This window comes from Streptomyces sp. NPDC001770 (genome assembly GCF_053596135.1).
In genome coordinates this window covers 49195-73831 of the sequence record NZ_JBSFFN010000021.1, presented here as the reverse complement: position 1 = coordinate 73831, position 24637 = coordinate 49195, and the positions used below count along the sequence as shown (strand labels likewise).

23 protein-coding genes and 2 pseudogenes are annotated in these 24637 nt (G+C 70.8%); 10 read left to right on the top strand and 15 right to left on the bottom strand.

Features of this window, described 5'->3' with window-relative positions:
- Positions 1-23: 23 nt before the first annotated feature.
- Positions 24-848 (bottom strand): PepSY domain-containing protein, encoded by an 825-nt coding sequence (locus ACWCSV_RS20025; protein WP_451143972.1) that lies wholly within the window; start codon positions 846-848, stop codon positions 24-26.
- 259 nt (positions 849-1107) lie between these two features.
- Here ACWCSV_RS20025 and ACWCSV_RS20020 point away from each other — a divergent pair, with 259 nt between their 5' ends.
- The gene (locus ACWCSV_RS20020; RefSeq protein ID WP_386891044.1) at positions 1108-1356 is read left to right on the top strand and encodes a DUF6296 family protein; all 249 of its coding nucleotides are present in this window, start codon (positions 1108-1110) and stop codon (positions 1354-1356) included.
- A gap of 21 nt (positions 1357-1377) precedes the next feature.
- The gene (locus ACWCSV_RS20015; protein ID WP_451143970.1) at positions 1378-1818 is read left to right on the top strand and encodes a protein-tyrosine phosphatase family protein; all 441 of its coding nucleotides are present in this window, start codon (positions 1378-1380) and stop codon (positions 1816-1818) included.
- Here the strand turns inward: ACWCSV_RS20015 and lepB are convergent.
- From lepB to ACWCSV_RS19985, 6 genes are all read right to left on the bottom strand, one after another.
- The gene (lepB, locus tag ACWCSV_RS20010) at positions 1785-2624 is read right to left on the bottom strand and encodes a signal peptidase I (protein WP_451143968.1); all 840 of its coding nucleotides are present in this window, start codon (positions 2622-2624) and stop codon (positions 1785-1787) included. The two genes, ACWCSV_RS20015 and lepB, sit on opposite strands and share 34 nt — an antisense overlap.
- A 120-nt stretch (positions 2625-2744) precedes the next feature.
- Entirely contained in the window at positions 2745-3053 is a 309-nt protein-coding gene (locus tag ACWCSV_RS20005) for a hypothetical protein (protein ID WP_451143966.1), read from the bottom strand.
- A gap of 139 nt (positions 3054-3192) precedes the next feature.
- On the bottom strand, positions 3193-3711 hold the full coding sequence (locus ACWCSV_RS20000) for a mycothiol transferase (protein WP_451143964.1): 519 nt from the start codon (positions 3709-3711) through the stop codon (positions 3193-3195).
- A 108-nt stretch (positions 3712-3819) separates the two neighbouring features.
- Complete coding sequence (locus tag ACWCSV_RS19995; protein WP_451143962.1) at positions 3820-4536, bottom strand: DUF4230 domain-containing protein; 717 nt, start codon at positions 4534-4536, stop codon at positions 3820-3822.
- Positions 4533-4862 (bottom strand): mycothiol transferase, encoded by a 330-nt coding sequence (locus ACWCSV_RS19990; RefSeq protein ID WP_451143960.1) that lies wholly within the window; start codon positions 4860-4862, stop codon positions 4533-4535. The genes ACWCSV_RS19995 and ACWCSV_RS19990 overlap by 4 nt, the downstream gene beginning before the upstream one ends.
- A 217-nt stretch (positions 4863-5079) precedes the next feature.
- Entirely contained in the window at positions 5080-5865 is a 786-nt protein-coding gene (locus ACWCSV_RS19985; RefSeq protein ID WP_451143958.1) for a DUF4389 domain-containing protein, read from the bottom strand.
- A 1127-nt stretch (positions 5866-6992) separates the two neighbouring features.
- Here ACWCSV_RS19985 and ACWCSV_RS19980 point away from each other — a divergent pair.
- Positions 6993-7405, top strand: a pseudogene (locus tag ACWCSV_RS19980) (glycoside hydrolase family 6 protein); the annotation flags it as partial.
- Positions 7406-7590: 185 nt separating this feature from the next.
- Here the strand turns inward: ACWCSV_RS19980 and ACWCSV_RS19975 are convergent.
- Positions 7591-8412 (bottom strand): VanZ family protein, encoded by an 822-nt coding sequence (locus ACWCSV_RS19975; protein WP_451143956.1) that lies wholly within the window; start codon positions 8410-8412, stop codon positions 7591-7593.
- 180 nt (positions 8413-8592) lie between these two features.
- On the opposite strand from ACWCSV_RS19975, the gene ACWCSV_RS19970 reads away from it, so the two are divergent.
- The 3 genes from ACWCSV_RS19970 (at position 8593) to ACWCSV_RS19960 (ending at position 11150) form a co-directional block, all read left to right on the top strand.
- Entirely contained in the window at positions 8593-9093 is a 501-nt protein-coding gene (locus ACWCSV_RS19970) for a tetratricopeptide repeat protein (RefSeq protein ID WP_451143954.1), read from the top strand.
- Between the two features lie 191 nt (positions 9094-9284).
- Positions 9285-10334 (top strand): phosphatidylinositol-specific phospholipase C domain-containing protein, encoded by a 1050-nt coding sequence (locus ACWCSV_RS19965; protein WP_451143952.1) that lies wholly within the window; start codon positions 9285-9287, stop codon positions 10332-10334.
- 138 nt (positions 10335-10472) lie between these two features.
- Positions 10473-11150 carry a YoaK family protein gene (locus tag ACWCSV_RS19960; RefSeq protein ID WP_451143950.1) on the top strand — a complete coding sequence of 226 codons (678 nt, stop codon included), beginning with the start codon at positions 10473-10475 and terminating at the stop codon, positions 11148-11150.
- A 325-nt stretch (positions 11151-11475) separates the two neighbouring features.
- Here ACWCSV_RS19960 and ACWCSV_RS19955 read toward each other — a convergent pair whose 3' ends face one another.
- Together ACWCSV_RS19955 and rpmG are read right to left on the bottom strand one after the other, a co-directional pair.
- Positions 11476-11733: a type B 50S ribosomal protein L31 gene (locus ACWCSV_RS19955; protein WP_451143948.1), complete on the bottom strand. Its 258-nt coding sequence runs from the start codon at positions 11731-11733 to the stop codon at positions 11476-11478.
- Between the two features lie 107 nt (positions 11734-11840).
- Positions 11841-12005 (bottom strand): 50S ribosomal protein L33, encoded by a 165-nt coding sequence (rpmG, locus tag ACWCSV_RS19950; RefSeq protein WP_266712731.1) that lies wholly within the window; start codon positions 12003-12005, stop codon positions 11841-11843.
- 381 nt (positions 12006-12386) lie between these two features.
- Between rpmG and ACWCSV_RS19945 the strand changes: the two genes are divergently transcribed.
- Positions 12387-13799 (top strand): PP2C family protein-serine/threonine phosphatase, encoded by a 1413-nt coding sequence (locus ACWCSV_RS19945; protein WP_451143946.1) that lies wholly within the window; start codon positions 12387-12389, stop codon positions 13797-13799.
- Between the two features lie 102 nt (positions 13800-13901).
- Here ACWCSV_RS19945 and ACWCSV_RS19940 read toward each other — a convergent pair whose 3' ends face one another.
- Positions 13902-15392 carry a DNA-binding protein NsdB gene (locus tag ACWCSV_RS19940; protein WP_451143944.1) on the bottom strand — a complete coding sequence of 497 codons (1491 nt, stop codon included), beginning with the start codon at positions 15390-15392 and terminating at the stop codon, positions 13902-13904.
- Between the two features lie 233 nt (positions 15393-15625).
- Here ACWCSV_RS19940 and ACWCSV_RS19935 point away from each other — a divergent pair, with 233 nt between their 5' ends.
- A complete protein-coding gene (locus tag ACWCSV_RS19935) occupies positions 15626-16765 on the top strand; it encodes an aminoglycoside phosphotransferase family protein (RefSeq protein WP_451143942.1) in 1140 nt (379 codons plus the stop codon).
- A 150-nt stretch (positions 16766-16915) separates the two neighbouring features.
- On the opposite strand, the gene ACWCSV_RS19930 is transcribed toward ACWCSV_RS19935, so the two are convergent.
- Positions 16916-18238 carry an N-acetylmuramoyl-L-alanine amidase gene (locus tag ACWCSV_RS19930; RefSeq protein WP_451143940.1) on the bottom strand — a complete coding sequence of 441 codons (1323 nt, stop codon included), beginning with the start codon at positions 18236-18238 and terminating at the stop codon, positions 16916-16918.
- A 351-nt stretch (positions 18239-18589) separates the two neighbouring features.
- Between ACWCSV_RS19930 and ACWCSV_RS19925 the strand changes: the two genes are divergently transcribed.
- Positions 18590-20836: a terpene synthase family protein gene (locus tag ACWCSV_RS19925; RefSeq protein ID WP_451143938.1), complete on the top strand. Its 2247-nt coding sequence runs from the start codon at positions 18590-18592 to the stop codon at positions 20834-20836.
- A gap of 364 nt (positions 20837-21200) precedes the next feature.
- A pseudogene (locus ACWCSV_RS19920) lies at positions 21201-22320 on the top strand (IS630 family transposase).
- On the opposite strand, the gene ACWCSV_RS19915 reads toward ACWCSV_RS19920, so the two are convergent.
- From ACWCSV_RS19915 to ACWCSV_RS19905, 3 genes are all read right to left on the bottom strand, one after another.
- Positions 22321-22563 carry a hypothetical protein gene (locus ACWCSV_RS19915; RefSeq protein WP_451143936.1) on the bottom strand — a complete coding sequence of 81 codons (243 nt, stop codon included), beginning with the start codon at positions 22561-22563 and terminating at the stop codon, positions 22321-22323.
- Between the two features lie 129 nt (positions 22564-22692).
- Positions 22693-23022, bottom strand: a complete 330-nt coding sequence (locus ACWCSV_RS19910) for a hypothetical protein (RefSeq protein ID WP_451143934.1) — start codon at positions 23020-23022, stop codon at positions 22693-22695.
- Positions 23023-23081: 59 nt separating this feature from the next.
- The gene (locus ACWCSV_RS19905; RefSeq protein ID WP_451143932.1) at positions 23082-23546 is read right to left on the bottom strand and encodes an ISL3 family transposase; all 465 of its coding nucleotides are present in this window, start codon (positions 23544-23546) and stop codon (positions 23082-23084) included.
- Positions 23547-24637 lie beyond the last annotated feature (1091 nt).

Below are 24637 nucleotides of genomic sequence, written 5' to 3'. Positions count from 1 at the left end.
AATCGGAGGTAACGGTCGGGGAGTCAGTTCTCTTCGGTCTCCTCGGTCACTTCACCGACGATCGTTCCCTTGGCGGCGTCGATCTCGAAGTCGGTCTGGTTCCAGTCGGAGTCGACGACGTCGACCTGCCAGACGAGTACGTCGTCGTCGTTCTCCTCCAGCCCGAGCGAGGTCACCCAGCCCTTCTGCTTGTCGGTGGCCACCTTCGCGGCCTGCTGCGGTGTCTGGGTGGCCTTGCCGATCATCCCGGCCAGCCTGCTCTTGTCGTCGGCGGACTGGTTGTCGTCCTCGGTGGTGTCGAGGACCTTGCCGGTGACCGCGTCGATCCGGACGGTGTGCGCCGTACCGTCCTTCTCCGCCACCTCCGCGACCCACTCGGGGTCGGCGGGGCTTGCGCTGGGGCTGGCGCTGCCCGTGGGGCTGGGGCTGCCGGTCGGGCTCGGGCTGCTCGTCGGGCTCGGGCTCCCGGTCGGGCTCGGGCTGGCGTCCTCGTCGTCGTCGAGTCCACCGAGCTCCAGGTCGACCAGCTTGCTGCCGGAGACCGCGTCCACCGCGGTCTTGGCCGCCTTGTCGAAGGTGATCTTCGTGGCGTCGAGCACCTCCTTGCGCTTCTGCTGCTCCTGCGTCAGCTTGGTCGCGGACGGGCTGGGAGAAGCCGGAGTGGTGGTCGCCTGGTGCGGTACGACCTTCGCGGCCTCCGAAGTCGCCGATGCCGACACGGAGTCACCGTCCGATCCGCAGCCCGTGACCATCGCCGAGGCGAGGACGGCGCACACGACGGCGCCGGCCGCGCGGAGGGTGCGGGTACGCGAGGAGACACGGTTCGTCTGTGGGGGATCAAGTCTCATGTGGGCATGCCTAGCCCGGGCGGCGATCACTCATGTGGTGCCCCGCCACCGAGTCACCCGATCGACCGGACCGCTCCGTCCGTTGGGCTCGTCCGCCGTCCCTCCGTCCCGGACAATGACGTCGCTGCCCCGGCCGTCCCGGCCGGAGACCCCTGAGCGGCCGAACCTGCTCTTCCCTTGACCGGGCGAGGAGGGCGACGCTGGGAAACAATGGAATCCAAGGGGTCCGGCGTCCGTCGTGCCCGATCGGGAGGCCCACATGGACTATCCGGAACGTTTCGAGCTGATCTTCCAGACACTCGGCGCGGAGGACGATGTCGTCGTCGTCCGGATGACCGAGCGTGCGGGGGCGGGAGGACATCCCGTGTACGAGGACGAGACCGGCATCGTCCGCGCCGAGATCAGCGCCAGGGGCGAGGTACGGATGCTGGCCAGCGGCGGCCACCAGGTACCCGGCGCGCCTCTGCTGGCGCGCCCCCTGAGTTCCGAGGTGCCTCCCGAGGAGTGAAAGAGCAGTGAAAATGGAGGCATGAGCGAAGCATGGGACCTTGCGGCCCCAGGAATTCTGCGTCTGCCGTCGGGGCGTCTTGTGCGCGGGCGGGGGCTCCGCCGTCCGCTGCCCGAGGGCCCTGTACCGGACTTCTCCGTACGCCTGCTGGGCCGTGAGCCGGAACCGGTGGCGTGGGAGTCGCGCTGGCTGCGCTGGCCCGACTTCCGCCTCCCGGCCGACCACGAGGCGGCCCGGTCCCTGCTGGACGAGGTGTGGGCCCGGGCCGCCGACGAGCGCGTGGAGGTCGCGTGCGCGGGCGGCCGGGGGCGTACGGGCACGGCCCTGGCGTGCCTGGCGGTGCTGGACGGGGTCCGTCCGGACGAGGCGGTCGCTTACGTACGGGAGCACTACCACCCGAGCGCGGTGGAGACCCCGTGGCAGCGGCGTTACGTCCTGCGCTTCGGGGACCGCTCAGCCTGAGAGCCGTGGGGTCCGGGTGCCCTTCGCCGCCGTCGCACCACCAGGAGTGGCAGCGCGCCGGCGAGGGCGAGGCCGCCGGGGACGGCCGCCGACTCGATGCCCGGCCGGCTGAAGGTCGCCGGGATCGGCAGTGTCGCCCAGCGGCCGACCGGCCAGGCGACCACGACGGCCCGTCCGATCACCTCGTCCTCGGGGACCATGCCGTCGTTCTTGTCGTGCTGGTGGTAGCGGGAGTCTGCGGATGCCTGCCGGTGGTCGCCCATCACCCAGATCTTTCCGTCGGGGACCTTCACCTTGAACTCGCCGTCCCCGCCCGGGCTGCACGCGGTGTTGCCGGGGTAGACGTAGGGCTCGTCCAGCGCCTTCCCGTTGAGCCGGAGCGGGCCGGTGCCGGAGCACTCGACGGTGTCTCCGCCGACTCCGATCACCCGCTTGATCAGGTCCTTCTCCTCCGCCGACGGCATCAGCCCGACGAAGGTCAGCACCTGCTGCACCGCGTTGGGCCGCTGGGCCTCCACACCGGTCAGCCAGCCGTCGGGGTCGTGGAAGACGACGACCTCGCCCCGCTCGGGCTCCGAGCCGAACCAGGGGGTCAGCTTGTCCACGAGGACCCTGTCCCCTTCCTGCAGGGTGTTCTGCATGGACTCGGAGGGGATGGAGAACGCCTGCACCAGGAAGGTCTTGATGAGCAGAGCGAGGCAGAGCGCGACGACCACGAGCAGGGGAATCTCCACCCAGAGGGGACGCTGCTTCTCCGGCCCGGCCTGCCCTCTCGGTTTCCTCCGCAAGACGTCCGTCCCTGTCATCGCACTGCTCCTCGACACCATGCTGACTCTCCGCACCCGCTCGGTACGGTTGCGTGAGCAACTCTAGTGCCGCGAGGGCGTAAGCCTTGCCGTTCGCGGCGCTGGCGGTGTCCGGGGCTCCTACGCGATGGAGGGTGGCGCGGGGGCGGCGCCCTGTGGCGAGGGGACCATCGCGCCCGCGCCCGCGCGCACGGCCTCGACCACGCTCTGATGGAAGGTGCGGCTCTCCTCTTCGGAGAAGCACGGAACGGGGCTGCCCGCCATGGTGAACCAATCGGAGGATCCGCTGAACTGCACGGCCACGGCCGCCTGCTCGTCCGACCACGTCGTGTGCACGGTCAGATCCCCGGTCACGATGCCCACCTCGGCGGTGCTCACTCCGCCGGCTCCCGCGAAGACGCCACTGGTTGTCCACGATGCCCAGTTCATGACGTCTCGCCTTTCGACAATGCCAAGCCTGCCTACTGGCTGCTTTCGAGTATGGCACCGCGGCCCGGAGCTCGCACCGGTGTGCGACGCCCGGACTGGGCACACCTCTGACCTGGCCTTTATGCCGACCAGCGATCGATCATCCGCGGTGTGCACGCCCGAGCGCTCCGCGCACGAAGGCGGCCTGGCCCGCGTGCTGGAGGTCGTCGGCCACCACACTGACGAGCCGGACGCCGAGGGTCACCGGCGGGGACCACGCCTCGTCGACGATCCGGTCCAGCGCCTTGCCGGTGAGTACGCCGACGAAGGCCAGGGTGCGTTCGTGGACGGCGTCGTGGTAGCCGAGCAGCAGGTCGGCCGAGGAGACCCGCACGGCGCCGGCTTCCTTGCCGGTGTGTCCGTATCCGGTCGCGGCCGGGTCGAACGGGAGGTCGAACCGGTCGGCCCAGCCGTCGGTGAACCAGACCTGTTCACCGCCGGAGGCGTCCGCGACGTGGTCGTCCTGGACCCGGGTCAAGTGCCAAACGAGCCAAGCGATGGAGTTCGCTCCCGCATCGGTCCGGGCGTTGAGATCGTCGGCGGAGAGCCCTTCGGCGGCAGCGTGCACCGCGTCCCGCACCCGGCCGAAGGCATCGGTGAGCAGATCTGTTGTGTTCATCCGTCCACTCTGGCAAGCGGGCCGCCCGGCCGCACCACGACCCGGCCCCTCTCGTCGCATGGAAGAAAGACGGGCGCACCGATCGGCGGCCGAGGAGGCGTACGGCTCTCAGGAGCCCGCGGGGGTTCCGTAGGTGACGGTGACCTTCGTGAACCCGAGGGAGGTGAGCAGGCCCTTGAGCATGTTGGCGGTGTTCTTCTCGGCCCGCGCGGTCAGGCCGCTCTCCTTCGCCGCCTCCGCGATGTGCTGGGCCGCGAGCTTGTTGACCGCCTGCTCGCTGCCCGGGTTGTCGGAGAAGAAGTCGCCGAGGCGGTCCAGCAGGCCGCGCTGCTTGGAGACCGAGTAGGAGCGGTCGGGGTCGAGGGCGGGCTTGCCGAGGACAGCGTGCGGCAGGGTGAGCGTGGCCTCCGTGCGGTCGTCGTTGACGACGACCCCGTTCTCGGCGACCTTGCCGAGATTCACGGAGGCGCCGACAGTGCCGGCACCCACGTAGAGGGTGCGTGTACCCCGGATCGCGTCGGGGAGGAACTTGGCGTCCTTCTCCAGGTCGACGACGACCTGGAAGTTACCGGAGGCCGCTTCGTACGCGCTCATGTCCTGGATCGACTTGAGCACGGCCGGCCCGGACCGGTCGTTGGTCTTCTCGCCGAAGAGGTCGCCCAGTCCCGGCACGAGGCTGAGCCGGGTGCCGGCGAAGAGGAGGGCCAGCACCACGGCGCAGATGCCGAGCGGCTTGGCCCATCCCCGCTTCTTCGCGGCCGGGCGGGCGGCGGGCCCGTCGCCGTGCCGCTCGGAGCTGTCTGGTTCGGTACCGGTGGACGTCATACCGTTCGTCTGACCCGTACGCGCCGGTTCAGTCCGCCTGCGCGCCCCCAACTCCGGCTGTTCCGAGGAGAGTCGTACGGGAGTCGGTCGCCTGCCACACCGCCCAGCCGCTCCCGCAGCAGGTCGGCGTGGCCTGCGTGGCGGGTGTACTCGGCGATGAGGTGGACGCGGATCAGCCGAAGGGAGTACGTCTCGCCCCGATGGACGGACGTGTCGTCGAGCGAAGCGTCGGTGACCGTCTCGTCCGCCAGCCGGATGTCCTCCAGCGGCCGCGCGTAGTCCTCCTGGGCGCGCTCGGGGACGAGGTCCTCGAAGTCCGCGTCCATGGATTGGAGGGTCCGGTGGTCTGCCGCGCGAGAGCTCGCCGGTCGGCCCGGCGCACTTGCGCAGCAGGCCGGCACGGCCGGGGTGGAGGAACGCGGTCGGGGTCTCGCGCTCCGGGACGTTCAGGGCATCGGGGGTGGGTACCGCGTCAGGTGCTGTCCATGTCATCGGGCGATGATGCCCGGCGGTGGACCGGATGGCGGTCCCCTCTTCCGGCGGTCACCGGTGCAGCCGGTAGGTGCCCGAGGGCTCGTCGCCGTACGGGGCGGTGGACCAGGTGACGCTGCTCGCGAGACCGAGCGCGAGGAAGAGGACGACGAACATCGCGCCCGCCCGGCTCATGATCAGGGGGCGGGTCGCGGAACCGGTGCCGTACGGGACGACCAGCAGTCCGTCGTCGCCGAAGAGGCCCTTGGGGTAGGCGGGGGTGAGCATCGACGCGTAGGCCTCGAACCGCATCTGGTAGCGCAGGGTGGCGGCGGTGGCTTCGAACAGGGGCTTCGGCATGCGGCCGAGGATCAGGGTGACCAGCCACCAGACGAAGGAGAGGGCGAACCAGCCGGTGACGGCGAGGGACTGGACGACCAGCGCGGGAATCATCAGGAGCAGCCGGAAGAGGACGGCGAGCCGGTTGAGTTCGGTGGGGCGCACCTCGACGCGTACGGGGTAGTCCCCCGGCGGGCTGAAGGAGAAGGGCGGGTAACGGTCCACCAGCAGCATCTCGTTGGCGAGCACGCGCGTCTGATAGCCGAGCCGTCCGGCGAGGAAGCGGAAGACGGGTTCGGGCAGGCGGCCGAGGACGAGCGCCGCGAACCAGCCGACGACGACCATGACGGCCGCCGCGATCGAGAGGAAGAAGAGGACGACGAAGTGCGGCAGGAGCAGCAGGGAGCGGAGCAGTACGGTGAGCCGGCGCTGCCGCGTGGGCTCCACGACGTCCAGGACCGGCTGGAACTCCGGTACCTCGGGTGAGACGTGGCCCGGGCTCCACTGGCCGTCGGCCATGCGGCTCCTCCTCGGCGGGTACGCGGTGCGCCTCCGGCTCGGTAGACGTCACCGCCAACCTGGCGCGGCGCACCCGTCGGGGCAATCCGCCGGGGTCCGAACGGGTGTCCCCGGCGGGCCAGGGGCGGGCCCGCCGGGGGGTGGAACGGCGGAGGTGCGGGGCGTCCCGTTCAACCCGCACCTCCGCCTGCTCGGATCGCTCACTCCAGGAGGTCGGAGTGACCGGGTCGTTGGTTCGCATGGGGAGAAGGAGAGCTGTTGCGAGCGCGGTCCACGGCCGACGTGATCGCGCTCCGCTTCTCAGTGGTTTCCCGGCTCTCGTCGATGCCCGCGTGCTTCGCGAGCCTCCCGATGGCATGCACGGTTTCCTCCTCTCGACTCCGACGATCATGGGGTGGTTGCGGTGGGTGTGCGGAAATTGAGCACAAGGCTTGAATCAGTGGGAGCGCTCCCAGCATGGAGAGACGGAAAATCGGAGTCAAGAGACTTGAAGAGTCGAATAATTTCGATTGCCTGAGTGGAGAACTGGCCTGTTGACCGAAACCAGTTGGCGCCCTAACGTCATGGCCGACCAGCGGGAGCGATTCCATCATCGGGCGTGCCGTAGGGGCACGCCCGGCTGACGGGGTCGCTCATGCGTCTCCCTCCGCTTTCCGTTCCCACGCGGTACGTGTTCCGTCTGCACCTCGGAGCAGTTCCCGCCTCGACAGGCCCTCGCCGGCGCCCCCGTGGCCCGGCCCTACAGGGGCGCCTCTCCTCCGCACGGTGGTCCATTCCGTCACCGGCCCGCGGAAGGAGGATTCCGGGGGCAAACGCCGGGGAGGACAACTCGGTCCTGTCAGCTGCCTGTTGGGACCTCGCGTTCGATCTCCCGGGAGCGTGGGCGGCGCCGGGCGGACGCCCGGCGATGGCGGTCCGGCCGGGCCGCCATCGCCGCCACCGCCACCGCCACCAGTGAGAACCGCGAATCGCGGAAAACCATTGCGCCGGCGCCGTAGGAGTTCTCGTCCGGCGGGACGAGAGACACGGCATGAACCCTCCGGTGGAATTGCTCCGGAACCGAGGTCGGCATTCCTTCGATGCGGGCGCCCGTGCCTCTGCGCACGCCACCAGCCGGAAAGAAGAACATGCTGGTCGACACCTCCCGCAACGGCTGGGGCGGCACGGTGTGTCCGACCGCCGCGAGCCCGGCCACGAGCGTGGAGACCTACGTCGACGGTGGACGCGTCGGCCGCCGCCTCCACATGGGCAACTGGTGCAACCAGGCCGGTGCCGGTCTCGGGGAGCGGCCGAAGGCCTCTCGGAGCCGGGCATCGACGCGTACGTCTGGATGAAGCACCCGAAGGAGTCGGACGGCGCAGGCTCTGCCATCGTGAACGACGAGGGCAGGGGCTTCGACCGGATGTGCGGCCCGACCCGCACGGGCAACGCCCGCAACGGCAACAGCCTCTCCGGCGTGCTGCCTGACGCCCCGCTTTCCGGGCAGTGGTCCTCCGCCCGGTTCCAGGAGCTCATGAAGAACGCCTACCCGGCGCTCTGATCCGCCCCCGGCGTCCCGACCGCGTTACGGAGCACGACAGTTGCGGCGCAGCAGTGCGGCGGAGAGTCACGGCGCGGACCGCGCCGGGCGACAGGCCCGGCCCGGTCGGCGACCACGGCACACCGGCTCCGAGGCACCTGACGGGCCGCGGTCTCCGCCGGCCGGGGGACGCCCTGCCGTCCCGGTCAGCGGTTGCGGAGCCGCTCCAGCAGCGTGCGCCCGCCCCCGGGCCGCGCCGCTCCCTCGTTTCCGGCCTCGGCCGGCGCCTTCCCGCGGCTCCTGCCCGCGACGGTCGCCGCCTTCGCGGAGCGCGGGCCCCCGGCGGTGGCCGGAGCCTTCACCGGGCGCGCGCTCCCGTCGGTGGCCCGCGCCTTCGCGGTGGTACGGGACATACCGGCCCGCGTCGATACCGCCGCCACCCGCGCCCTGAACCCCCTGGCCTCGCCGGCCCGACCGGTGGACCGGCCCGACGCGTCCTCGGCGACCGGGGCGGCCGCCGCCGGAACAGGCTCGGTCCGGACCGTCGCGAAGGAGTGGTAGTGATGGCTGATCCGGCGCCCCACGAACAGGTAACCGAGCAGCGCACCGGTGGTGTTGAGAATGACGTCGTCGATGTCGAAGGCGCGGCCCTCGACGACCGCCCCCTGGGCCAGTTCCACGACCACCATGACCACGACGGTCAGCAGGATCATGCGGAGCATCCGCAGCCGGCGCGGCACGAGGACCGGCAGCAGCACCCCGAAGGGCGCGCCGAGCAGGATGTTTCCGCCCGCCTGCTTGCAGGCCGCGAGGAAGGTGTAGTCCTCGGCGTACTGCCGGAGCGAGCGCCCGGGGGTCATGTTCGAATGGGCGATCCCGGCCGACGCGGGTGACGGGGTGAGCGTCACCTTTGCCAGCACGACGGAGAAGGCGACCAGGCCCACGAAGGCCACCACCAGGATGCCGGCGCGCAGCAGCGTGTGCGCCCAACTTCTTTTCCGCACTGTGCGGTTCGCGTCAGCGGTCATGGCCCTCGAATGCCCCCGTCCCGCCCGGTCACACCCCGATCCGGCCACCCCGCCCGACGGGGTTCGCCAAGCACCGCGTACCGGCCCCGTCCGCCTGAAGGCCGAGGGCGCACGGCCGCCCGGGAGGCCCGCGGCGGGGCGCCCGATCGCGGCTGGGCGGCGCCTGCGACGATGGCGTCCATGAGCTCACCGAAGAGGGACGAACTGCTCGCCGACGCCGTACGGCTGCGTACCGAGGGCCGTACGGAGGAGGCCAGGGAGCGACTGCTCGCCCTGACGGCGCGGTTCCCGCAGGACGCGGAGGTCGCCTATCAGACGGCGTGGGCGCACGACGCCCTCGGCCTGGAGGCCGAGGCGGTGGCGTACTACGAGCGCTGTCTGTCGGGCGGCCGGCTCGGCGAGGAGGACCGGCGGGGCGCGCTCGTCGGCCTCGGCAGCACGTACCGGGTGCTCGGCAGGTACGGGCAGGCCGTCGAGACGCTCCGTCAGGGGGTTGCGGAGTTCCCGGACGACGGGGCGCTGCACACGTTCCTGGCGATGGCGCTGTACAACACGGGCGAACACCACGAGGCGATGGGCCTGCTGCTGCGACTCGTCGCGTCGACCAGCGAGGACCCGTACGTGAGGCGGTACCGCACCGCCATCGAGCACTACGCGACCGGCCTCGACGGGACGGTGTGACCCGGCCCGCCGCTTCCGTGCCCCTCAGGGACGCCGTTTCCGCCGGTCCGTAGCCGTGGCTGCCGCGCGGACAACCGGTGCTCCCCGAACGGCCGGTTCGCGTACTCCTGAAGGTCATCCGCGCCTCCTATCGTGAATCCTCGTTGACGCGTTCGCATCAACTTCGACGGCGTGGGTGAGGGTGAGGGTCCATGAAGCAGGGATGGCGCCGGTGGGTGACGGCCGCCGCGGCCGGGTTGTTCTGCGTGGCGGTCTCGGCCGGCAGCGCACAGTCGGCGACCGGCCAGGGCGGCAGCTCGTACGGCGCGACGACGGGCGTCGGGGTGCACAACGCGTACGAGAAGTCGACGTTCACCTACTTCGCCGACGCACTCGACTCCGGGGCCGCGATGCTCGAACTCGACGTGTGGACCAACGCGTTCGGCAGTTCGTGGCGGGTCTCCCACAGCAACCCGCTCGGCAACGACAACAACTGCGAGAACGCGGCCAGCGCCGGAGAACTGCGCAGCAAGCCGCGCAACCAGAATCTGGCCGGCTGCCTCTCCGACATCCGTGCCTGGCACGACGCCCACCCGGGGCACCGGCCCATCGTGCTGAAGGTCGAGCTGAAGGACGGGTTCCTCGGTACGAGCGGCCGCGGTCCGGCCGAACTGGACGCGCTGCTCACGGCGAAGCTCGGCGACGCGCTCTACCGCCCCGCCGATCTCACGGGCTCCCACGCCACGCTCGACGAGGCCGTCACCGCCGGAGGCTGGCCCACGCGCGACGCGCTGGCGGGCCGTTTCCTGGTGGAGCTGATCCCGGGCACGGTCGAGGAAGGCAATCCGCTCGACACCCTGTGGACGGACCGCGAGTACGCCACGCGGCTGCGCGACCTCGCCGCCGCGGGCCGGCTGCGCGAGGCCTCGGCCTTCCCCGCCGTGCACACCGCGCAGGCCGGTGACCCCCGCACGCGGTACACCGACGCCTCCCTCCGGCCCTGGTTCGTGATCTTCGACGGGGACGCCTCCGCATACGCGGGCGGCTCCATCGACACCGCCTGGTACGCCCGCAGCCAGTACCTGGTACTGATGACGGACGCGAACAACGTGGCGCCCGCCATCGACGGCACCAGTCCGACGCCGGCCGAGGCCCTGGACCGGCTCACCCTCCTCGCGGGGCGGCACGCCAGCATCATCTCGGCGGACTGGCACGCGCTGACCGGCGTGCTGTCCACGGTGGTCCCGCGCGCGGGAGGCTGACCGGCCCCCTGGCACACGGCCGTACGCACCCCGGCAGCTCGCCGGAGGGCGCGTACGGCCGTGTGCCGTACGGCGTCCCGGCACGCCGGGGTGCGGGGGTGCGCGGTCTCCGGCCGCCGGCGCGCCGAGAATGCCCGGGTGTCCTCTTCCTCCCCTCCCCCACCCCCTCCGGCCGGGGACGCCCCGGCCGGTCGTGTCGCCTGGGCCCTGTGGCTGCTCTCGGGAGCCTCCGGGGCGGCCGACGCGTTCGTCTTCCTCTGCGCGGGGCAGGTCTTCGCGGGCGTGATGACCGGAAATCTCGTACTGCTGGGCGCTTCGGCGACGGGAGCGGGCGAGGAGGGCTCAGCGGCGCACGTGGGCGCCGCGCTGGTGTCGTACGTGGCCGGGGCCGGGTGCGGCGCGCTGATGGGGCGGCGGTGGGGGTGGCCGGTGGCGGCCCTGCTGCTGGTCGAGGTGATCCTGCTGGGCGCTGCGGCGACGGCGTGGGGGCTGGGGCTCGTCACGTCGGGGACGGACCGGACGGGGCTGCTCGCCGCCGTCGCGGTGGCCATGGGAATCCAGGGGACGGTCCGGGTGACCCCGACCAACTACTTCACCGGCACGCTGACCTCGCTGGCAGGACGGCTGGTGCTCGGCCGGCCGGCCCGGGACGACGTCCGGGTGTTCGGGCGGCTGGCCGCCGTGGTGGCCGGTGCCGCGCTGGCCGCCGCGGCGACACGGTGGTGGCCGCCGGGTGCCGCCTCGGTGGCGGTGTTCCCGGCCCTGGGGGCACTGGTCCTGGAGGCGGCCGGGCGGCCCGTCCCCTCGCGCGGCTGAGCGCCTCGCGCCGACTCGGGCTCCTCCGGACAGGGAAAAGCCCCGGCCGGATCGGGGGAATCCGGCCGGGGCCGTTCATGGGGTACGAGGGGCGGTCGCCTCTCGGCGGGTTGCTCCATGGGGCTTCAGCCGAACGATCTTCCCCATGGGCGAAAGGTGAGGCCCGGGGACACTGTCCCCCTCGCACCACGTATAGATGAACGATAAACCACTCGCGGGTGTTCCCGGACTCCGGCCTCCCCGGTGTGATCCGGGGCACGGGACGGGCGGACAGCCGGCCGCGACAGGCCCGGAGCGGCCGGAACCGGCAGTCCCGGCCGGCTCGTCAGCGTCCCGCCGCGACGTCACCGTAGCGGCGACGGAAGCGGTCGATCCGCCCCGCCGTGTCCAGCACCCGCCGCGTGCCCGTGTAGAACGGGTGACTCGCCGACGAGGTCTCGACGTCGATCACCGGATAGCTCCGGCCGTCCTCCCACTCCACGCGCTCGGTCGCGTCGGCGGTCGAGCGGGTCAGAAAGGCGACCCCTGCCGCGCGGTCACGGAAGACGACAGAACGGGTGGTGGGGTGGATGTGCTGCTGCATGGAGGTGTTCCTTCCCGTGCGGTAGGGCGGAGAGTGCGGTTCGCGGGCCCCGCTGTTCGGCGGGCCATGCCGTTCGAGGTGGTGCGGGATCCAGCGGACCCCGCGGCTCAGCGGGCTTCCCGGAAGACCACGTGGTGACCGGCCACCGGGTCGAACTTGCGCAGCTCCAGCCGGTCCGGGTCGTTGCGGCGGTTCTTCCGCGTGACGTAGCTCTGTCCGGTCCCCGCCGTGGACCGGAGGGTGACGACCGGCCTGAGTTCACTGCGTGCCATGAATACCTCCTCCGCTGGACGACACCTTCTCCCCTTCTCCGGAATGGGTGTCGTTTTCATTCTGGTCACGTAACACGAGCGACCCGGGAGACATTCCCACTCTCCGGACACGCCCCGGAGCGCACACATCCCGCCGCCCTCGGGCCCACATCCTCCCCGATGCCTCCCGACGGACCATTTCATCCCAGACCAACTCCCCATCCACGAAAGGACGTTCGAGTCACACTCCTTCGCGTCAGCCGCTGACATATGCCGCACGCAAGAACGCCACGAGTGTTGCCAAACCTCTTACGAGCTCCACTCCCCTGTGTCACAGTCATCCTCGGTTCCTCTCCCGTTCCTCCCCGAGAACCGGCAGCAGCGTCCGTATCGGAGTTCGAGATGCCGTCCCCCCTCTTCGCGGACCGCCCGGCGGTACGACCGTCCGAGCGGGACGCCGTCGACGCGATGATCAACCGCGCACGCCGACTGCGCGGAGACCTGGACTCGGTGTGCCGGGCCGCCGCGGTCATCGACGAGGACGACCCTCACCAGCGCTGGCAGCGCGCACTCTGCGAGCTCGCCGCCCACCACCTCGACGACCTCGGCGCCCGCCTCGGACAGCTCAGGGAGGGACCGCCCGCGCCGGCTCCGGACACCGTTCCCGCCGACGAGGAGCTGGGCCCGCTGTCGGGCAGGGCGGGCAGTGCCGAGTGGAACCTCCTCGACGACGGCGTCGTATGGTCCGCCGAGCTCTACGAGATCTTCGGCCGGGACGTCGACGCGGGTCCGCTCTCCCTGGACGAGCTGCCCACCGTCCTCGTCCCCGAGGACCAGCCCCTGCTCACCTCCATGGTGACCAACTGCCTGATCGATGGAAAGCCGATGGACGGCGAGTTCCGCATCCGCCGTCCGGACGGCAGGACGCGGACCCTCCACGCCATGGGTGAGCCGGTGCTGGACCCCGAGGGCCGCACTGTCTCCCTGTGGGCGGTCCTGCGCGACGTCAGCGCGCTGAGCGACCGCCGGCAGCTCGAAGTCCGCACCCGCGACTCCCTGCACCGGCAGGACGACATCGCGAGGACCGAGCGCCGCATCGAGGTCGAGCTGCACCAGGCCGTACTGCCCTCCCCGCACGGCTCGCTGGGGCCGGTGTGCGGCGGATCCGGCGCCGTCATGGACATCGCCGCCCGTCTCCTGCCGTCACGGGCGCACGGCCCGACCGGCACGGACTGGTACGACGCCATGGCCCTGCCGGACGGCAGGACCCTGCTCACCATCGGCAGCCTCACCGGGCGCGGCATTCCGGCGGCTTCCTCCATGGCAATGGTGCTGGGTGCGCTGCGGGGCATGGCGGTGGCGGGCATCGAGCCCCGGGCGCTGCTGACCCATCTGAACCAGCTGCTCCAGGCATCGGTCCAGCCGGCCCTGGGCAGCGCCCTGTGCGGGCTCTTCGATCCCTCCGCCGGCCTCCTGACCTGGGCGCAGGCGGGACACCCCGCCCCCCTGCTGTTCCGTGGGAGCTCCGGTGCCCCGCTGCCTCCTCCCGACGGGGTGCTCCTGGGCGCCGCGCCGGGAATCGCCTACGGGCAGGAAACCGCGCGGTTGCTTCCCGGCGACGTGCTCCTGCTGCGCACCGGCGGACTGGCCCCTGCCGCTGACCGTGGCGCCGCGCCGGAGAAGCTGCTCGGGCTGGCGCCGCGCTTCTCCCGGTCCCGTACGGCAGCCGAATGCGTGACGGCCGTCGCCGAGGAGTTCGGTGGGGACGATCGCCCGGTCGAGGGATGCGTGCTGGTCGCCCGGATCGCCGGCTGACACCGGACACCCGGCACGCACCTGACACCCGGCGGCCGGCGGGACACCGTCACGACGCACGGGACGACGCGTTTCGAAGCGTTCGGTCCGGTCGGCGCGACTTCAGGCCTCGGCCCCCTTCTCCTCCTTGGGCGGGCGGGGCATCACGAGTTCGAGTTCCTTGCGGAGTTCGCGGATCGCGGGGTCGTCGGCGTACACCGCGGTGAGCTGGTACATCTGCTGCAGCCGGTCCCAGGTGCGGTGCGAGGAGGTCTCCCCCATCGACACCATGGCCCGCCGGGCGTAGGTGTTCCCCTGCTCCGGGTCACCGGCGATGAAGCACGCCGAAGCGAGCGAGATGTAGTCGAAGAGCCTGGAACGCTGACGCCCGTCGTTCCGCATCCCGAGGGCCTTCTTGGCGTGCTGCTGCGCGAGCGCGGCCGCCGAGGGGTCGTGGTCGGCCAGCGTACGGAACGCGAGCGCCTGCATGCCGTAGAGATCGGCCTCGTCGAACATCTGCATCCAGCCCGGCGCCTCCTCGTCGTTCCGGTCGGAGACGAACAGCTCCTCCGCCTCGCCGAGGGAGCGGCGCATCGCCTGCCCGCGGCCCATCGACGCGTACGCCCAGGCGTCGATGGTGTGGAGCATGGCGCGGGTGCGCGGCAGCGCCTCCTCGCCCGCCCCGGAGTGGGCGAGCTTCATCAGATCGAGTGCCTCGTCCGGACGTCCCAGGTGGACCATCTGGCGTGCCGCACGCGACAGGGCCTCCCCGGCGCGCGGCCGGTCGCCGCCCTCGCGCGCCGCGTGCGCGGCGATGACGAAGTACTTCTGGGCGGTGGGTTCGAGGCCGACGTCGTGGGACATCCAGCCGGCGAGTACGGCGAGGTTGGCCGCGACGCCCCACAGGCGCTGCTGGAGGTCGGCGGGGTGGCGGTACGCCAGCAGGCCCCCCACCTCGTTGAGTTGGCCCACCACCGCCTTGCGCTGGAGTCCGCCACCACGCTGGGCGTCCCACTTGCGGAAGATGTCGACCGCGTTCTCCAGGGCGGTGACCTCGGCGGAGCCGATGGGGGCGGTGTCGTACCGGTCGAACCCCGCGGGGTCCGCGTGGAGGGGGGTGTCGGTCCGGGGCGCGTCGGCCGCCGGAGTCGGATCGGAGTGCAGCCAGTCGCTGAGGGCGCTGGTGAGGCTGGGGCCGGCGGCGAGCGCGACGCCCGCGCTCACCAGGCCGCGTCGGTTGAGCATGAGGTCCATTCCCGTGAATTCGGTGAGGACCGCCGCCGTCCGTTCGGGCGCCCACGGAACGTCGTCGGGATGCTCGTCCTTCCCGGCGACCCGCCGTTTTCCCGTGCGCCCGCGTCGGCCGAACCCGAGGTCCTCGATGGTCACGACACGGCCGAGCCGCTCGGTGAACAGAGCCGCCAGCACCTCCGGCACGGGATCGCGCGGGGACTCCCCCATGTCGATCCAGCGCCTGACGCGCGAGGTGTCGGTCGCCAGTTGGGAGTGGCCCATGGCCGCTGCCTTCCGGTTCACCATCCTCGCGAGCTCGCCCTTCGACCATCCGGCCATGCCGAACAGATCGGAAAGACGGGTGTTGGGTTCTCCGGTCACGTCAAGCCCCCAGGTTCTCGGCTGAGTTGCACACTAACCCCGAGTCAGATGCGTCGCGCATATTCGCCACCCGTTCGCCAGGGCACGCTATCTGCACTGCCACCGGCCCCACGGTGTCAGGTAGGAGTGCGCCACCCCGCCCGGCAGCCCTCGGTACTCCCCAGGGTGCCGGACGGCCGCCGGCCGGGGTGGCGCACGCAACTTGTCGGCGCACGAAGGGATCTGTCTCGCCCATGTACACAGCATCGTCCTCCGTGTCCGCTCCGCCCCGGCCGCTCCGTCCGAGGGGATCCGGAGGCGGACCGTACCTCGCCCCCCTCTCCGGCACCCCGGCACCGGGTCTGGGCCGGGCTCGGCGGACGGCGGGCCCCGGCACCCAACCGCTCAGCGGGAGAATCGACTTGTCGGGTCCCCAGGGTGCACAGGTGCGTATGGCCATCGCCTCCGTGCAGCGCATCTGCCCCGAGTTCAACCCGGTCCAGGTCCTCCGCCGCAGCGGCCGCTCCGTCCTGATCGTGGGCATGACCGGACGGACGACCGCGGTGGCGAAGTGTTTACTCGACCACTCGCCGGCCTGGACCGAACGATTCCGCCACGAGATAGCGACGTACCGCTCGTTCGTCCGGCACCGCCCTCCCGTCAGGGTGCCCCGGCTGATCGCGGCCGACCCGGAGAACTGCACGCTGGTGATCGAGCGGATGCCCGGACGGGTGGCGGCGCTGACGCGCCACCCCCTGGAGGCACCCCCCCGCACGGATGTGCGCCAGGTGCTCGGTGCGATCCGCCGGGTCAACGAATGGCGGCCTCCGGCCGGCCTCTTCGACGCCCCGCTGGACTACGCCTCGCGGATCTCCCGCTACCACGAGCTGGGGCTGTTCACCGATCGCGACCTGGGTGACCTGCAGAAGCTGTTGCACGGGCTCGCGGTCGCGGGCGGCCGGCAGGGCATGGGCCAGTTCTGCCACGGAGACGCGCTGCTCTCCAACATCCTGCTGTCGCCCACCGGTCCGGTCCTCCTGGACTGGGAGCACGCGGGCTGGTACCTGCCGGGGTACGACCTGGCGACGCTCTGGACGGTCCTGGGCCAGGACGCGGTGGTGGCGCGCCGTGAGATCAGCAAACTGGCGCAGGCGCGCGGCGCGGATGCCAGGGACGCGTTCCTCGTCAACCTGATGCTGGTGCTGACACGAGAGATCCGTACCTACGAGACCGCCATCCAGCGGACCATGCGGGAGCCCGGCCCGGCGGGGGCGTCGCACGACCGGCCGGGCGCCCTGTCGTCCGGCGAGGAACAGCGGCTGCTGCTGCGCCGGTTGCACGACGACTGCGCCATGGCCCGCCGGGCCGTACGAGCGGCCGTCGGCACACGCTGAGACCGCGGGCGGGCCAGGGGCAAACGCCCGGCGCCCGCCCCGCCCTCGGGGGGAGCGCGCTCGCGGGAGGTGCCGACACACCGGCCCGCGGGCGCGCGGTCATGTCCGGGCGGGCGCGGGAGGTCCGCCCGCCCGGACCGGAGCGCGCCGTCAGCCGGCGCGGACCACGTCCACGTCGGTCGCCTTCACGAACCCGACCCGGTGCCCGATCTGGACGGTCAGGTACTTCTGTCCGCCGGCGAAGTACGTGTGGTCGTACGGGGTCGACGCGTCGATGGTCGGCGCGTAGTAGTAGCCCGTCGGAGCCTCGCCGCCGCCGGGGAACGCCTGCCCCGCCTTGATGGTGTAGACGAGCGGGGAGCCGGTGCGGGGCGTGAAGCCGGCCGGGTATTCGGCTGCGTCCGGGTAGGCGACGCCGTACACGGGGACCTCGGTCCGGCCCGCCTTCGGCCGGACCACGGTGCCCTTCGTGGGGACGGTGACACGTGTACCGGCGGGAGTGCTGAGCCAGGCCTTCTGGCCGTACCACCAGATCGCCGTCCAGCCGGGTACCCGCTCGGCGACGACGGCCTGCTGGCTGGCGCTGATCTTGCTGCCCCAGTCGGCGGCGCAGTCGGTGCCCGCCGACCCGTCCGGGTGCAGTCCGGGGTCGGAGAAGAGCGGTGCGTCGGCGGAGGGCGCGGTGCGCAGAGGCACGGCGCTGCTGCCCTGGAGCGGCAGGTCCACGCCCTTCTCGCAGTCCCGGAACTCCTGCTTGTTCTGCGCGAAGTCCGGGGCGACGGTGACGAGTTCGCTCTTCTTCGGGCCGGAGGGCCGGCTGCCCTTGCCGAGGAGGGCCATGAAGCGGTTCCAGTCCCAGTAGGGGCCCGGGTCCCAGTGCATGCTCTTGGTTCCGGCGGCGCTGGTGGGCGGGACGCCGTCGTGGCCGAGGATGTGCTGCCGGTCGAGCGGGATGTCGTACTGCTTGGCGAGGTGGGCGACCAGCTTGGCGGTGGAGCGGTACATCGCGTCGGTGTACCAGGCGGCCCCGTCGGCGGCGAAGCCCTCCTGTTCGATACCGATGGAGTGGGTGTTGACGTACCAGTTTCCGGCCTGCCAGGCGATGTCCTTGGTCTTGACCATCTGGGTGACGTGCCCGTCCGAGGAGCGGACGACATAGTGGGCGGAGGTCTTGTTGAGCGGGTTCTGGAAGGTCCTGAGGGTGCCGTCGAAGTCGACCTCGGTGTCGTGCAGCACGATGAACTTGATCGCGTTGCTCTTCGGCCGGTCCGCGGTGTCGTAGTTGCCGTAACTGGCCTTGTCGGCCGGGTCGCCGGTCTGCTGGTAGGCCGCCGGGACCCAGTCGCAGGCGAGGCTGCGGGGGCACTCGGGGCGCACGCCGTCGGCGTGGGCGGCCGGGGTGAGCAGGGCGGTGCACAGCGCACCGGCCGCGACCAGCGCGAGCGCGAGCCTGGACCTCTTCTTCGACGTCATGACAACCCTTCTGGGAGCGGGACTTCCTGTGCCGGGGGCGAGTCGATCTCTCGTACCGTCGTGGCGGCACACTCTCCGACCCGGGATGACGGCACGTCAAGAGCGTTGTTGGGAAAGGCAGATGAGCCAGTGGTGCAGACCACTGGCAGCCGGTGTGACCTGCGGCGGGCAGGAACGTCCGGGGCGGGTGACGGGTTCCGTTACCGGAGTTTTACTCCACCGGGGAAAGTCCGTGGTGATTATGCGACTTATTACCGCTCTGCGTAACCCGGATGGCCGAGGGGTAGTGCTGGCGCGCAAGACGGGTCCGCGCGAACGGCGCGCGGAGTCTCCTGGAAAGGCCCGACGCACATGGCACAGCCCTTCTCGTTGCCGGACTTCTACGTCCCGTATCCGGCACGGCTCAGCCCACACCTGGAGGAGGCGCGGCGCCACACCAGGGAGTGGGCGCGCGGCATGGGGATGCTGGAGGGATCGGGCATCTGGGACGAGAAGGACCTCGACGCGCACGACTACGCGCTGCTGTGCGCGTACACCCACCCCGACTGCTCGTCCGAGGCTCTGTCGCTGGTCACCGACTGGTACGTGTGGGTCTTCTTCTTCGACGACCACTTCCTGGAGCTGTTCAAGCGCACCCCGGACCGGGAGGGCGCGAAACGTTACCTCGAACGGCTGCCCGCCTTCATGCCGATGGAGCGGGGCGCCCCGACTCCGGAGCCGGTCAACCCGGTCGAGGCGGGGCTCGCGGATCTCTGGGCGCGGACGGTGCCGAGCATGTCGGACGCGTGGCGGGCACGGTTCGCCGAGGCGACGGAGAACCTGCTCAACGAGTCACTGTGGGAGCTCGCGAACATCAACGAGGGCCGGATCGCCAACCCGGTCGAGTACATCGAGATGCGCCGCAAGGTCGGAGGAGCGCCCTGGTCGGCCGGGCTGGTGGAGTACGCGGCGAACGCCGAGGTCCCCGAGGCGGTGGCCGGCGCCCGGGCCCTGCGGGTCCTGCGCGACGCCTTCTCCGACGGCGTCCACCTGCGCAACGACCTCTTCTCCTACCAGCGCGAGGTGGAGGACGAGGGCGAGAACAGCAACGGCGTGCTGGTACTGGAGAAGTTCCTCGGCTGCTCGACGCAGGAGGCGGCCGAGGCCGTCAACGACCTGCTCACCTCCCGGCTCCAGCAGTTCGAGAACACGGTCCTGACCGAACTCGGCCCGCTCTGTGCGAGCGAGGGACTGGGTCCGGCGGAGACCGCCGCCGTCCTCGCGTACGTGAAGGGGCTCCAGGACTGGCAGTCCGGCGGCCACGAGTGGCATCTGCGCTCCAGCCGCTATATGAACGACGGTGGCGCGGAAGCGGCTTCGGGCCGTCTGGGGATGGCGGACACGTTCGGCATGGCGGCCGCGTCGATCCGCTTCACCCCCCGCTCGGAGGCCGCCAGGCTGCGGGGGCACAGCCATGTACCGCACCAGCGGGTGGGCCCCTCCCTGCTGCCCGACATCCGACTGCCGTTCGGGACGACGCTCAGCCCCCATCTGGACGGGGCGCGGGTGCGGATCGTCGACTGGGCGCGCCGCATGGGGATCCTGGAGGAGCAACCGGGGGTGCCCGGCTCGCACATCTGGGACGAGGACCGGATCACGGCGGTCGATCTCCCGCTCTGCGCGGCCGGCATCCATCCGGACGCGTCACCCGAGGAGTTGGACCTCTCCTCGGCGTGGCTGGCCTGGGGCACGTACGGCGACGACTGGTTCCCGGTGGTGCACGGGCGCACCCGCGACCTGGCCGGGGCGCGGCTGGCCAACGAGCGGCTGTCGCTCTTCATGCCGCTGGACGGTTCCGGCGCGGGTGTGCCGGAACCGGTGAACGCGCTGGAGCGCGGGCTCGGGGACCTGTGGGAGCGGACCGCGGGTCCGATGGACGAGGAGGGGCGGCGGGGCTTCCGGTACGCGATCGAGTCGATGACGGAGAGCTGGCTGTGGGAGCTGGCGAACCAGGCGCAGAACCGTATCCCCGATCCGGTGGACTACATCGAGATGCGTCGCATGACCTTCGGGTCGGACCTCACGATGGCCCTGTGCCGGCTGGCGCACGGGAAGAAGGTGCCGCCGGAGATCTACCGGAGCGGTCCGATGCGGTCGCTGGAGAACGCGGCGGCTGACTACGCGGCCCTTCTCAACGACCTGTTCTCGTACCAGAAGGAGATCGAGTACGAGGGCGAGGTGCACAACGGCGTCCTGGTCGTGCAGAACTTCTTCGGCGTCGACTACCCGACCGGGGTGGCGGTCGTCCACGACCTGATGAACGGGCGTCTGCGGCAGTTCGAGCATGTCGCCGAGGTGGAACTGCCGCTCCTGTACGACGACTTCGGGCTGGACGCCGAGTCCCGTGAGGTGCTCGCCGGCTACGTGCGGGAGCTGCGGCACTGGCTGGCGGGCATCCTGATCTGGCACCGGGGCTGCCGCCGCTACCGCGAGGAGGACCTGCGCCGGGAGAGCGCCGCCCGCCCGCCGCGGGGCCGGCTCACGGGTCCGACCGGTTTCGGCACCTCGGCGGCGCGGCTGGCCTCGCTGATGGCGGGGGCGGTGGGCGCGCGAGGATAGCGGCTGCCCGGACCGCACTTGGAACGCGGCGGGGTGCTCCCTCCGTCCGGAGGGGGCACCCCGATCCGATGTCCGCCTTTCGCTACCGGCCCGAGGCTCTCCGGAGCCCGAGCGGGAGCGCCGCCGCGGAGACGAGCAGCAGGCCACGGGCGCCGGCCGCGGCGGAGCGCGTCAGCCCGTCGCGGCTGGGTGACGCAGAACGCTCCCAAGAGCAGCGCCCACGCGCCGAACAGCCCAACCAAGGACGTCAAGGCCCTCCTGGAAGCCGCGGGCATCCTTAGTGCTGTGACCGGATTGGTTCGCCGGGTTGGTGGTCGGGGCGGTTGGATGTGCGGTGACGTCCGATCCGACCCGTCGAGGTGTGGTGACCGAGCCTGTCCGTGTGCGCAGACTGACCGGCCAGGAAGGGCAGAAGTTGCAGCAGATCGTGCGTCGCGGTAGCACCAGTTCGGTGCGCTACCGGCGGGCGATGATGCTGCTGGCCTCGGCCGGCGGGAACCGGGTCCCGGTCATCGCCCAGTTGGTGCAGGCCGACGAGGACACCGTCCGCGATGTGTTCCACCGGTTCAGCGAGATCGGCCTGGCCTGTCTGGACCCTTGATGGGCGGGAGGCCGTCCCCGCCAGCTCACTCCCGACGACGAGGACTTCGTCGTCGCGATGGCCCCCACCCGCCCGACCAAGCTCGGCCAGCCCTTCACCCGCTGGTCCATCCGCAAGCTCGTCATCTACCTGCGCCGGGTCCACGGCCGCGTCATCCGGATCGGCGCCGAGGCGTTGCGGTGCCTGCTGGCCCGCCGTGGCGTCACCTTCCAGCGCACGAAGACCTGGAAAGAGTCGCCCGACCCAGACCGTTACGCCAAGCTCGACCGGATCGAGCACGTCCCGTCCTGGACCGCTTCCCCGACCGCGTTTTCGCGTTCGACGAGTTCGGTCCGCTGGGAATCCGGCCGACCGGCGGCTCGGGGTGGGCCGCTGCTGGTCACCCGGAACGGCACCCCGCGATCTATCACCGCACCCACGGGGTCCGGTACTTGACTGCTACTCGGTCGGTGACGACACGCTCTGGGGCGTCAACCGGCGAAAGAAGGGCGCCGGTAACACGCTGGCCGCCCTCAGGTCGATCCGGGCGGCCCGCCCGGATGGCACCCTGGTCTACGTGATCTTGGACAACCTGTCCGCGCACAAGGGTGAGAAGATCCGCGCCTGGGCCGAATGGCGCCGGGTCGAAATGTGCTTCACACCGACGTACGCGTCCTGGGCGAATCCGATCGAGGCGCACTTCGGGCCGCTGCGGCGGTCCACCATCGCCAACTCGCACCACCCCAACCACGCGGTCCAGAACCGGGCTCTGCACGCCTACGTTCGCTGGCGCAACGCCAAAGCCCGCCATCTAGATATCCTGGCGGCCGAACGCCGCGAACGCGCCCGTGTCCGCAGCGGGAAGGGCGTCCGCTGGGGCGGACGAGCACGGATGGCAGCCTGATCACTCGCTGACATTCAAGGTCGCGTGGTCCGCGACGCCCAGTTCGGACAGCACAGCCCGGAGCCGCTCCAGGACCGCGGTCGCGTGAGAGCCCTCCGCGATCTCAAGGTCAAGATGGCAACGACCCATGCCGCTGCCCGCGCCCGTGATCTCACCGTCGAGCTCGAACGCCACTGCCAACGCCTCCTCGACCTCATCACGGTCGATCGGCAGCCCCACAAAGACGATCTCCACAAACACCACGGTCCTCCGTCTCAACCCGGTGGCTTTGTCCCCGGGATCCAGCAGCGATTGCTGGTCAGTGCAGAGAGCGGTCTGCGTCCAGCGAAAGGGATGTCGCCGAGTTCCGGCTCTGGCGCAATTTCTGTGGCGTCAGCAGTCCTCCGCCACGTAGAGCATGCGGCGCCCCGATTCGGTGCGGAATTCGTGAGCCAGGCAGCGCCCGGTCGATCCGCTTCCACCTGGTCCCCTGTAGTCGTTCTTGATCCGTTCCCAGAGCACGGAGCGTTCGGTTCCGGTCGTGGGACGTGGTCTGATACCGCCCATGTCCGCCCAGACCACTGATGTGGCTGCGTCCTTGATGAGTCGGCGCACGATGCGGAGGTCCGCACGCCTACGGTGGAGCACCCAAGCGGTGCCCTGCTCGTCGAGGAGCGTCACAGGGTCGTGCAGGCTGTCAGGGTTGGCGGGGAAGGACTCCATCCGCCCAGCCTTCCACCAAGGTTTCCTTGTGTCACTCGCGTTCAACGTGTTGGCACCGGTCATGGAGCGAGGAGGACTCGTTTCCTCAGGAGTGCGAAGCCGGCTCGGCCGAACATCTGGCGTTTGAGCATCTTGATGCCGTTGACGTGTCCTTCCACGACGCCCGAGTCCCAGGGCAGGGTGAGCCCGGCGATGACCGCGGCCCGGTCGCGGTCGATGCCGGCGGCGAGGGTGTGGAGGTCCGGCAGGTCGTCTCTGCGGACTGCGTCGAACCACTCGGGCAGCCGTTGGCCCTGTCGCTCGGTGAAGATCTGAGCGAAGGACCGGACATGTCCGGTGAGGGCTTCCAGTTCGGGACAGTCGGCCAGGACGGCCTTTGGGCGAAGCTGTTCCCCCTCGGAGAGGGAGTCGGGGTGGCGGAGGATCCAGCCGACGACAGTGCGGGGCGAGGGCGGAGGTGCGGTGGCCGGGTCGGCCGCGAGGCGTTTGGTGCGGAAGTAGGGACGGATGGGCGACCCTGCCATTGGCCGTGGAAGAGGTCCTCCGGGGTGGTGGCGGCGAGGAATTTGACCGTGCGGTAGGTCATGCTGAGCTGGCGTTGGATCGCGCGGCGGCTGTGGCCAGCGGCCAGCAGTGCGTGAACGGCGGCATGGTTGACGCGGGTTCGGTCGGCGAACCGGTGGCCTGCCGGCCACGGCGAGCCAGTAGGGTCAGCCAGTTCTTCTGGTTCCTTGACCTGTTGAGCGGGTGAGGCGCGGTGCCACGCAGGCAGCTCCGATGTCAGCGACACACCGTTCGGCGGCTTCGCTGAGGTTGTGCCAGAGGTGCCATCGGTCTGCGACCTGCACCGCTTGAGGTGCGCCAACAGTGGCGCCTTCGGCAAAGAACGGGGCTCGGTCCCGGCAGACAATCTCGATACCTGGCCTCTCGGCCAGCCAGGCTCGATGCCTCCCGGTCCGGCAGCAGGTCAACCGGCCGTCGCGTCTCGATGTCGACCAGCACCGTGCCGTAGGTGGCTGCCCTTGCGCGTGGCGTACTCGTCGACGCCGACGACCCGCGTAGTTCGGGCAGCGCCTCGACCAGCCGCAGCACCGTGCTGCGGCTGACGGACACCCCGAAAACACTGGCCATCCGAGCGCCTGCCCGACCAGCCAGGGCGAGTCCGACCGCCGCCAGTGTCGAGCGCAGACGCTCCGTCCACCGGCCGTACCTCCGTGTCAGTCCCGGCACCTGCCCAACGAACGTCCGCCGCAGGCACGAAGCGAGCCGGCAGGCGAAGCGGCAGACCCGCAGACTAAGCACCACCCGCAGCCCTCCACTGGGCACATCCGCCGGAAACCGCAGGTAAGAGCTATGAACCCGAGTCACCAGCTCCCGCACCCCGGACACGCCGAACCGGGCGCTCTACTGCGGGCCTGGACCCGCACCGTCTGGTTGTCCACGTCCACCGACACCACCGCCGCATCCGCGATCGACGGGAACAGCACCTCCTCCAGTCGGAGGACCAGCTCTCCCGCAGCCCCGAACTGTCAGCCACCTAAGATCGCCACTGATCAATTTCAGGCAACCTTTCGGAGACTGACACAGCCGCGAACCGTCACTCAGCGTGCGCAGG

Coding starts and splice junctions, on each gene's coding strand:
- ACWCSV_RS20025 (WP_451143972.1), bottom strand. CDS start 848: ATGAGACTTGATCCCCCACAGACGAACCGTGTCTCCTCGCGTACCCGC.
- ACWCSV_RS20020 (WP_386891044.1), top strand. CDS start 1,108: ATGGACTATCCGGAACGTTTCGAGCTGATCTTCCAGACACTCGGCGCG.
- ACWCSV_RS20015 (WP_451143970.1), top strand. CDS start 1,378: ATGAGCGAAGCATGGGACCTTGCGGCCCCAGGAATTCTGCGTCTGCCG.
- lepB (WP_451143968.1), bottom strand. CDS start 2,624: ATGACAGGGACGGACGTCTTGCGGAGGAAACCGAGAGGGCAGGCCGGG.
- ACWCSV_RS20005 (WP_451143966.1), bottom strand. CDS start 3,053: ATGAACTGGGCATCGTGGACAACCAGTGGCGTCTTCGCGGGAGCCGGC.
- ACWCSV_RS20000 (WP_451143964.1), bottom strand. CDS start 3,711: ATGAACACAACAGATCTGCTCACCGATGCCTTCGGCCGGGTGCGGGAC.
- ACWCSV_RS19995 (WP_451143962.1), bottom strand. CDS start 4,536: ATGACGTCCACCGGTACCGAACCAGACAGCTCCGAGCGGCACGGCGAC.
- ACWCSV_RS19990 (WP_451143960.1), bottom strand. CDS start 4,862: ATGGACGCGGACTTCGAGGACCTCGTCCCCGAGCGCGCCCAGGAGGAC.
- ACWCSV_RS19985 (WP_451143958.1), bottom strand. CDS start 5,865: ATGGCCGACGGCCAGTGGAGCCCGGGCCACGTCTCACCCGAGGTACCG.
- ACWCSV_RS19975 (WP_451143956.1), bottom strand. CDS start 8,412: ATGACCGCTGACGCGAACCGCACAGTGCGGAAAAGAAGTTGGGCGCAC.
- ACWCSV_RS19970 (WP_451143954.1), top strand. CDS start 8,593: ATGAGCTCACCGAAGAGGGACGAACTGCTCGCCGACGCCGTACGGCTG.
- ACWCSV_RS19965 (WP_451143952.1), top strand. CDS start 9,285: ATGAAGCAGGGATGGCGCCGGTGGGTGACGGCCGCCGCGGCCGGGTTG.
- ACWCSV_RS19955 (WP_451143948.1), bottom strand. CDS start 11,733: ATGCAGCAGCACATCCACCCCACCACCCGTTCTGTCGTCTTCCGTGAC.
- rpmG (WP_266712731.1), bottom strand. CDS start 12,005: ATGGCACGCAGTGAACTCAGGCCGGTCGTCACCCTCCGGTCCACGGCG.
- ACWCSV_RS19945 (WP_451143946.1), top strand. CDS start 12,387: ATGCCGTCCCCCCTCTTCGCGGACCGCCCGGCGGTACGACCGTCCGAG.
- ACWCSV_RS19935 (WP_451143942.1), top strand. CDS start 15,626: ATGTACACAGCATCGTCCTCCGTGTCCGCTCCGCCCCGGCCGCTCCGT.
- ACWCSV_RS19930 (WP_451143940.1), bottom strand. CDS start 18,238: ATGACGTCGAAGAAGAGGTCCAGGCTCGCGCTCGCGCTGGTCGCGGCC.
- ACWCSV_RS19925 (WP_451143938.1), top strand. CDS start 18,590: ATGGCACAGCCCTTCTCGTTGCCGGACTTCTACGTCCCGTATCCGGCA.
- ACWCSV_RS19910 (WP_451143934.1), bottom strand. CDS start 23,022: ATGGAGTCCTTCCCCGCCAACCCTGACAGCCTGCACGACCCTGTGACG.
- ACWCSV_RS19905 (WP_451143932.1), bottom strand. CDS start 23,546: ATGGCAGGGTCGCCCATCCGTCCCTACTTCCGCACCAAACGCCTCGCG.